This window comes from Mesotoga sp. Brook.08.YT.4.2.5.2. (assembly GCF_003351125.1).
Taxonomy (GTDB): domain Bacteria; phylum Thermotogota; class Thermotogae; order Petrotogales; family Kosmotogaceae; genus Mesotoga.
On the sequence record NZ_JPGZ01000057.1, the window covers coordinates 1 to 1,575 of the forward strand.

1 protein-coding gene is annotated in these 1,575 nt (G+C 48.2%); it reads right to left on the bottom strand.

Annotated elements, in window-relative coordinates; genetic code table 11:
* Positions 1-1,135, bottom strand: a 1,135-nt coding sequence (locus Q502_RS13605; protein ID WP_114794182.1) for a PD-(D/E)XK nuclease family protein, incomplete at its 3' end; no start/stop codon positions are given.
* Positions 1,136-1,575: the final 440 nt, after the last annotated feature.

The window sequence follows — 1,575 nt, forward strand, 5'->3', positions numbered from 1 at the left end:
TCTTCTGAAGGGTCTTCTTCAAAGAATCACTGTCACTTATCGTGAGATCCTCTCCAAGCTTCTCCATGAGAGGACAGAGTGAATGATACAGGCAGTAAGAGCAGTGGTCTCCGGCTTCAGGACTAAAGTCGCTCTGAAGGATCTGGTTTATCCAGGCGTATAGATTGATTCCCGCCTCTTCGAGGTTCTCTTTCGTTATCTCTTTCGAGAAGGAAGCGCCCGCAGAAAGAGAGACCCATTCGATCCTGCCTATGTTATATCCCACTCTCGATAGAGCCCAGGCGTATATAAGAAGCCTCTCCCAGTCGGGATCGCCAAACCCCGCCTTGAAGTGACAGAGGGTAAGTGCCTGGTTGACCGTCCCCGGTCCTCCGTCCTCCGAAAGACCAAGAAAATCAGATTCAAGGCTCTTTTTAGCTTCGTTTTCGGGATGAGAAACGAAGAAGTCCGCTTCATGGTTTTTCGCGAAGGACGGGTCCACGCTCTGGGACGAAGGACGAGGGACGTCTTTCCGCTCTTCCTCATAGAGCGCCTGCGCTACTCCCCTAAACACGACTTCCGGTTCATCGAAGGGTATTGGATTGGAGAATCTGTCCAGAGCGAAGGGGATATTGAGAGCAAGAACCTCTTTGCTCTTGAGGAATTGAACTCCGAACTCTATCTGCTCCATATCCCTCTTGAGATTCTCTCCAAAGAGAAGGGGAGTGGGAGAATTACCGAGATAAGCGTTGAACACCGCCCTCAAGATGAGAGCGTTATGTTTTCTTCCCTCTCCCCGAGCTTCTGGCAGGCCTTCAAAATAACGGAGATAGAACCTGTGAGGACATTCGATGAAGACCTTGATTCGGGAATAGGATAAGGGGAACGGGTGACGGTTCTCCGTCAGCCGTTCTCCGTTCTCCGATTTCTCAGGAGCTAATTGCCTGGAAATGTATGGACAAGAGAAATTCTGTCCTATTCCTGACGCTTCTTCTGCGGGAATTGACGAAGTAATATCACTGTTGCAAAAAGGGTAAACAGAATTAGACCTTTCCCGTTTGAAAGTGGTAGTATTTAGTTGGGTGTTGTTACATTTGTTTCTTGAGAGCGGATCTCCTGCCAGAGGTCCGTTCTCGTTTTTTACTGCCGGATTCATGGCGAATCACCTTCCTTTCATTAGTTCAGTTGCAAGTTCTGAGTTGCAAGTTGCAAGGGAAAATCAGTTGCAAGTGCCAAGTTGTTAGTTGCGTAAGAACCGCTGATCGCTTAAAAGCGATGAACCCGCTGAGCGCTATGAAGAACCGCTTTTCGCTGATCGCTATTCGCTCCGAAAAGCAATTCATACTTCATTGCCCAATATTAAGTGTTTGTTCGCCGACAAGATCAGAACCAGATTCTGACCAGGAGCTTTGTCAGAATGACGCAAATCATGAAAGCTAATAATCCCTGAATGGCCTCATTCTGTCATCCCGTGATGTCTCTGCACGGGATCTTGTTCTTATTGTTGCATTGATCTTCCAAGCGGTGAACGTCTCCTAGCAAGCGACCAGAGCGGATCTTTGGACGATGGACCATTGACGGTGGACCTTTTCTCAT